Origin of the sequence: Nitrosomonas communis (genome assembly GCF_024102715.1) — a bacterium.
GTDB classification, from domain to species: domain Bacteria; phylum Pseudomonadota; class Gammaproteobacteria; order Burkholderiales; family Nitrosomonadaceae; genus Nitrosomonas; species Nitrosomonas communis_B.
Genome location: NZ_JAGFJM010000043.1, coordinates 1 through 6,720 on the forward strand (window position 1 = coordinate 1; position 6,720 = coordinate 6,720).

The following is a 6,720-nucleotide window of genomic DNA, read 5'->3' on the forward strand; positions in this document are numbered from 1 at the left end:
AAGCACTTGTGAAGCTTTTTTCACAGCATCGGATCATTACAAAACAGAATTACGCACACTATTAACCGATAATTTCCAAATCATCGGTAGTGCCTGAGTGCCGAAATTTCATGTGCGATGAGTATAAAACATCTACTTTTTCAGTCGCGGCCAGGATTAAAAGCTTCAGTTACGCTTTTGCGGGTATTGCGGTATTGATAAAAAGCCAGCACAATGCCTGGATTCATCTTCTTGTAGCCATTGTAGTCATTAGTTGCGGACTGTTTTTTCAGATTGATTCCGTTGAGTGGTGTCTTATCATCTTTGCTATTTTGGCAGTATTGGTTTCAGAAGCTTTAAACACCGCCATTGAGTTTTTATGTGACGCTTCTTCTCCCGCTCCACATCCACTGATACAAAAATCTAAAGATGTGGCTGCAGGTGCTGTGCTAATCAGCGCCATGGGCGCCATTATCGTAGGGCTAATCATTTTTCTGCCCTATTTCAAAACACTGCTGTGATCTTATCTCGGAACTGCTACATGCCTTGGACAGAATTCGAGAAAAGCATAAAACTATGCGCCATTAATGGTAATGATAAGACTTCTGCTTCCACCATGATTGCGATGTTCGCAAAGATAGATTCCCTGCCATGTGCCTAGGTTCAGCCGGCCGTTGCTGACTGGAATGGTCAAACTGCAACCTAGCACACTCGATTTTAAATGTGCAGGAAGATCATCGCTTCCTTCATCCATATGTCTGTAGTAGGATGCATCCTCAGGTATGGCATGATTGAAGTAATTCTCAAAATCCTGGCGCACTGCTGGATCTGCATTTTCATTCAACGTTAATGATGCGGAAGTATGCTGCATAAAGATATTCATGATTCCTATGCCGATATTCCTTAATTCCGGCAACTGCTGCAATATCTCATTAGTCACCAGATGAAATCCACGTGCACGCGGTCTAAGATGGAGTCTTTTTTGTATCCACATGAAATATCAGTCAAATTCTCCAAGCTACGTATTTTAATCCAACGGTCTGATATATTATCAGAATACCCAAATTCGATGCCGCTTCTATTCCCGCATAATCCTGAACAAATTTAAGGAAAATCTGTTCTATTGCGCCATATCAGATAGACTATGGCATCAAAAATTACCCCATAAAAATTCTTATGACAGAAACTGTAATTGACTTAATTCGTCACGGCGAACCTGCTGGCGGACGCCGTTATCGTGGCCACAACATCGACGATCCGCTCACCGAAAAAGGCTGGTGCCAGATGTGGGATGCGGTAGGTCAGTATAATGCATGGGAGCAGATCGTCACCTCGCCGCTTCAGCGCTGCCAGGCGTTTGCCCATGCGCTGGGGAAGCGTCATAGCATACCGGTCACTATTGAACCTCGAGTAAAAGAGGTAGGATTAGGTTCATGGGAAGGACAGAGCCACGATGACATTAAAATAGGTAGAGCCGATGAGTTTCAGGCTTTTCTGAGCGATCCGGTAAACCACCGACCGGATGGAGCAGAGAAGCTGGACGCATTTATCAACCGCGTTAGTTCCGCCTATGATGAAATCGTTGAACGCCATCATGGTAAACATTGTCTCATCGTTGCTCACGCGGGTGTCATTCGTGCAGTGATCACAAAAACCATTCATGTCGCACCGGCTGGTCTTTATCGTATCAAAATCAGTAACGGCGGAATTACCCGTATTCGCCACACAGCCACCGGTGGAATGCTGGAATTACTGAATGGAAAGCTGTCTGTCTGATAACTGCCGGGAACCATATCTATCCCCGCCAGAAGCACCCTATCAGCAGCATCAAAGTGGCAGCAGAAAAACAATGCCCTCGCGCTCAATCGATAGTATTTCAGAAACTTTGCTCATAATATCAGCCGTCTCTTGCGTAAACGTCTTGACCTTGCAATTGGTTACAGGCTGGCTTTAGCCATAGTGTTTACCATCCTCCGCGTAATGATTGATTCAGAAGCTGCTTGCTCAGACTTGTTGCATGTTGGCAAAGACTGGTATTTGACAGCCCATAGCGTTCTCGCTACATTCTAGAGATATGGAAAAAGGTATTTATACCACATATACCCGAATCTGGCACTGGGGAAGCAGAGCGATTGCTGTCGGCATAGCAGCCTACATCGCATATGTATATCTCACGCTGCCCGATGTCCGTTCCCTGCAGACAATGAATCCTGCGTCGACTGCATTCATCGACTTGCACGCCGCTAAAGCACAACAAATGGGCATGGCGCCGCGCCGCCTGCAGCGCTGGATTCCATACGATCAAATATCCCCCCATCTAAAACATGCGGTACTCGTGGCTGAGGACGCCACTTTTTTTTCGCACGGAGGCATTGACTTCAACAGACTGCAGAAATCCATTGCAATAGACTGGAAGAAAATAGAATTGACAGGCAGTGGCACCATCACGCAGCAACTGGCCAGAAATCTTTATCTCTCGCCGTCGAACAATTTGTTCTCCAAGTTTCGCGAAGTGCTCATCGCCCGACGACTCGAAGCTGAATTGAGCAAGCACCGTATTTTTGAGATTTACCTGAATGTAATTGAGTGGGGTAATGGGATTTGGGGAGCAGAAGCTGCAGCTCAGCTCTACTTCAAGATTCCTGCAGCGGCGCTGAACCGCGAACAGTCAGCCTTGATGGCCGCAGCCCTCATCAATCCTAGGTCCCTGAATAGCGGCAAACCACCGAAGCGACTGTTGCGCCGGCAGGAGTTCATTCTCAGACGCATGGATGAAAGCGCGCCGCCACCATCAGCCTCACTGCAATAGACCCAGAGATCGCACTGGAGATTAAAACTGCTCGTCTTCCCGCAAATACCGCCATTGCCCTTTCGGTAAATCACCCAGCCTGACCTTGCCGATACGCACGCGCTTGAGACCCACTACTTTAAGCCCTACCAGTTCGCACATACGGCGGATTTGACGCTTCTTGCCTTGCTTCAGAAGAAAACGCAACTGATCCTGGTTCTGCCAGGTTACGTGCGCAGGTTTAAGCGGTATGCCGTCAAGTCTGAGACCATGATTGAGCTGATGCAGGCCTTTGTCGCCCAGCCTGCCTTCCACTCGCACCAGGTATTCCTTTTCAATTTGCGAATCGGCGCCAATCAGCTGCTTGGCGATACGACCATCCTGGGTAAGAACCAATAAACCGCTGGAATCGATGTCCAATCGTCCAGCAGGGGCAAGGCCGCGCAGTTGCGCTGCAGAAAGCTGCTGAAGCAATGAGTCGTTCTTGTAGTGATTGCCAGCGGTGATGAGCGTCACTGCTGCTTGGTAGCCTGGTTCTGGCTGGCCAGAGACATAACCAATAGGCTTGTGCAGCAGGATGGTGACGCGCTGGGTTTGTTGAACTTGCGCCTGCTTATTGAGGACGATATTCTGCTTGGGATAAATCTTGGTGCCAAGTTCAGTGATTTTTATGCCGTCTACGTACACCCAGCCACGCTCGATGAAGACATCCGCTTCACGGCGAGAGCATAAACCGCGTTCGGACATAATTTTAGAAAGTCTTACCTTTTCAGTCATGCGCCTTATTTGTTGTAAACTATATTTATACCAATAGTAACCTATAGCGCCAAACTATGTCGTTGCTTTATCTAATTAAATAAAAGCAAAGGAGATGCACCTTGTCTTCCACTCTTAGCAAACTAATAAGGTTTCAATGATCCAAGCCCACTAAAAAACCAACACATGCAAAATTTTACGGGTAATATATTGATAGGTGCTTTAACCAGTGCAGGTGATTAGTTTTTAGTGTGCATCTTATAAAGGGAGCTACCATGAAACATCACAAATACCTCATTGTGGGCGGAGGAATGGCTGCCGACTCAGCTATTCACGGCATCCGCAAAGTTGATCCAAGTGGCGCTATCGCCATGATCTGTGAAGAATTACACTCACCTTATGATCGCCCTCCTCTATCCAAATCATTGTGGAAAGGCGCACAATTCGAATCGATTTGGCGTAGCCAACATAATCTCGATGTTGCCCTGCATATAGGCAAAAAAATAGTCAATCTTGATACGGCGAACAAGACAGCCACGGATAACACTGGCAATGTCTACACTTATGAGAAGCTCCTACTCGCCACTGGCGGATCAGTTCGACGATTGCCTGATTCAGATGAAAATGTAATTTACTTTAGAACAGTAAACGATTATCACAAGTTACGCGAACTATGCGAACGCGGTACAGATTTTGTCGTTATCGGTGGTGGTTTCATAGGCTCAGAGATTGCTGCCGCGCTTGCCATGAACAATAAGCAAGTAACAATGATTTTTCCAGAAGCTGGTATTGGTGCACGTGTCTATCCACCAGCACTGTCTGAATACCTGAACAACTATTACCGGGAGAAAGGCATCACCCTGCATGTATCTGACACGGTTAAGTTCATTCGAAAGGCAGGCACAAAAATAATTGTGACGAGCAAAAATGGCATTGAAATAGCCGCTGACGGCATCGTGGCCGGACTGGGGATCCAGCCCAATACTGATCTTGCCGAGCAGGCCGGACTTACCATAGATAATGGAATCATAGTCGATGAGCTGCTACGCACGAGCAATCCTGATATTTATGCCGCCGGCGATGTCGCAAATTTCTACAGCACACTCCTGCAAAAACGGATGCGTGTAGAACATGAAGATAACGCAAATGTCATGGGAGAAATGGCAGGCAGGAACATGGCCGGTCAATCGAATCCTTATCACTACCAGCCTTTTTTCTACTCTGATCTATTTGATCTCGGCTACGAAGCAGTTGGCGAGCTTGATGCTGGTCTCGATATCGTCGAAGATTGGAAAGAACCCTTCCATAAAGGCGTGATCTACTATTTGCGAGAGGGTCATGTCAGTGGCGTCCTACTGTGGAATACTTGGAATCAGGTCGAGACTGCCACACAACTGATTGCAGAAAAGGCTGAACATACGCGTGCAACCTTGCTGGATCGAATTAGCGATTAATCATTATGTTACAGTGATTAGCGAGGTTATCAGCCCGGTAGTTGAAGATAGTTATGCGGGAAAAATTAGCGTTCGCGATGAATAACAGGTGTTTGTGACCATCAATAACGGTACGTCAATCCAGTTTTGATGCTAATTGATCGCCTGTTCGAGGATCAAAGAAATGTAATTTATTGATATCGAACGTAAGTTTTATCGTATCCCCTTCCTTGATGGGGTAAGTAGCATCTAGCCTAGTGGTAACCTCCAACATGTCACCTGGCTTCTTATCTAGATTAAGATTCTGTGCTAGTGCCGGCATGTCAGGCCAATGGTTAATTTCGATCTGAAAATAAATGAGCAATTCAGCACCTAACCATTCGACGATATCTATTTGAGTATCAAATATGGCTTGGTTTTCAATCTGTTCACTCTCATTTGCTAACACATAAAAATCTTCAGGACGAATACCGATGATGACATCGTCAAGCTGGTTCGGAAAATTAGCATGTGCAGGGAGATTTGTTTCAAGATTGAGTGAGAAAAAAAATAAGTGGTCACCTTTGATTTGTCCTGGAAAAAAATTCATTGCTGGTGAACCGACAAATCCAGCAACAAATAAATTGGCCGGCTGTTGATATAACTGGTAAGGTGTACCGATTTGTTGAATAATTCCATTATTTAGCACAGCTACTCGATCACCCAGCGTCATGGCTTCGGTTTGATCGTGAGTCACATAAATTGTCGTAGTACCCAGCCGTTTTTGGAGTCGAGCAAGTTCATTACGCATTTGATTGCGCAGCCGGGCATCAAGATTAGATAATGGCTCGTCAAGCAAAAAGGCCGCTGGCTTGCGCACGATCGCCCTTCCCATAGCCACACGTTGACGCTGACCTCCCGATAGATTGCGCGGTTTGCTGTCGAGTAAATGGCTCAGTTCCAGGATGGCAGCCACTTCTTCCACACGTTTATCCATTTCCTTTTTAGGTACTTTGGCCATGATCAACGGAAAAGCGATATTTTCCCGTATGCTCATGTGCGGATAGAGCGCGTAGCTCTGGAACACCATGGCCATATTGCGATCCTTCGGATCAAGATGATTAATCATTTTACCGTCTAGCCGAATCTCACCGCTGCTGACTTCTTCAAGGCCGACGATCATATGGAGCAATGTTGATTTGCCACAACCGGAAGGCCCCACCAGAATAAAAAATTCACCATCATTAATGGTAAAACTGGCAGCCCTTACCGCTATCGTTCCATCTGCAAATTGTTTAGTGACATTGCTTAGTTCGATTTTTGCCATCTTCCCTTTTCGCTTATATCAACCCTTGACAGCACCCGATGTGAGGCCCGCAACGATGCGTCGTTGAAAAATTAACACCATGGCCATGACAGGCACAGTGACTACTACTGAAGCTGCTGCGATGGAACCAGTGGGTAATTCAAAACGAGAGCTGCCCGTAAAAAAAGCAATCGCTGCAGGCACCGTTCGAGCGTTGTTGGTAGAGGTCAAAGAAATCGCAAACAAAAAATCATTCCAGGCAAAGATAAATACCAGTATTGCAGTGGTAAAAACAGCTGGTGCAGCTAGTGGCGCAATCACCCAAATAAAGGCTAGTAAGGGTGTAGCGCCATCGACACGGTCTGCTTTATCCAGATCCCAGGTAAATTCACGAAAAAAAGCGTGTAAAATCCAAATTGACAGAGAGAAAGTCAAAATCATATAAGGAAGGAGCAAGCCCAACCAGAGACAACAAAATC

At 46.1% G+C, this 6,720-nt stretch carries 8 protein-coding genes; 4 read left to right on the top strand and 4 right to left on the bottom strand.

The features are described 5' to 3' along the window. The first annotated feature begins 110 nt into the window (after positions 1-110). The gene (locus J5I83_RS04225; protein WP_304053532.1) at positions 111-500 is read left to right on the top strand and encodes a diacylglycerol kinase family protein; all 390 of its coding nucleotides are present in this window, start codon (positions 111-113) and stop codon (positions 498-500) included. A gap of 53 nt (positions 501-553) precedes the next feature. On the opposite strand, the gene J5I83_RS04230 is transcribed toward J5I83_RS04225, so the two are convergent. Beyond that, entirely contained in the window at positions 554-973 is a 420-nt protein-coding gene (locus tag J5I83_RS04230) for a secondary thiamine-phosphate synthase enzyme YjbQ (RefSeq protein ID WP_304053533.1), read from the bottom strand. Between the two features lie 182 nt (positions 974-1,155). On the opposite strand from J5I83_RS04230, the gene J5I83_RS04235 reads away from it, so the two are divergent. Together J5I83_RS04235 and mtgA are read left to right on the top strand one after the other, a co-directional pair. Next, positions 1,156-1,755: a histidine phosphatase family protein gene (locus J5I83_RS04235; protein WP_304053534.1), complete on the top strand. Its 600-nt coding sequence runs from the start codon at positions 1,156-1,158 to the stop codon at positions 1,753-1,755. A 298-nt stretch (positions 1,756-2,053) separates the two neighbouring features. Beyond that, on the top strand, positions 2,054-2,788 hold the full coding sequence (gene mtgA, locus J5I83_RS04240) for a monofunctional biosynthetic peptidoglycan transglycosylase (RefSeq protein WP_304053535.1): 735 nt from the start codon (positions 2,054-2,056) through the stop codon (positions 2,786-2,788). Positions 2,789-2,809: 21 nt separating this feature from the next. Here mtgA and J5I83_RS04245 read toward each other — a convergent pair whose 3' ends face one another. Next, positions 2,810-3,544, bottom strand: coding sequence for a pseudouridine synthase (locus J5I83_RS04245; RefSeq protein ID WP_304053536.1), 735 nt, complete (start codon positions 3,542-3,544; stop codon positions 2,810-2,812). A gap of 254 nt (positions 3,545-3,798) precedes the next feature. Here J5I83_RS04245 and J5I83_RS04250 point away from each other — a divergent pair, with 254 nt between their 5' ends. Further along, positions 3,799-4,977, top strand: a complete 1,179-nt coding sequence (locus tag J5I83_RS04250) for an NAD(P)/FAD-dependent oxidoreductase (RefSeq protein WP_304053537.1) — start codon at positions 3,799-3,801, stop codon at positions 4,975-4,977. A gap of 115 nt (positions 4,978-5,092) precedes the next feature. Here J5I83_RS04250 and J5I83_RS04255 read toward each other — a convergent pair whose 3' ends face one another. Both J5I83_RS04255 and J5I83_RS04260 read right to left on the bottom strand, forming a co-directional pair. After that, positions 5,093-6,262, bottom strand: a complete 1,170-nt coding sequence (locus J5I83_RS04255; protein WP_304053538.1) for a sn-glycerol-3-phosphate ABC transporter ATP-binding protein UgpC — start codon at positions 6,260-6,262, stop codon at positions 5,093-5,095. An 18-nt stretch (positions 6,263-6,280) separates the two neighbouring features. Then, on the bottom strand, positions 6,281-6,720 hold a 440-nt coding region (locus J5I83_RS04260), incomplete at its 5' end, for a carbohydrate ABC transporter permease (protein ID WP_304053539.1).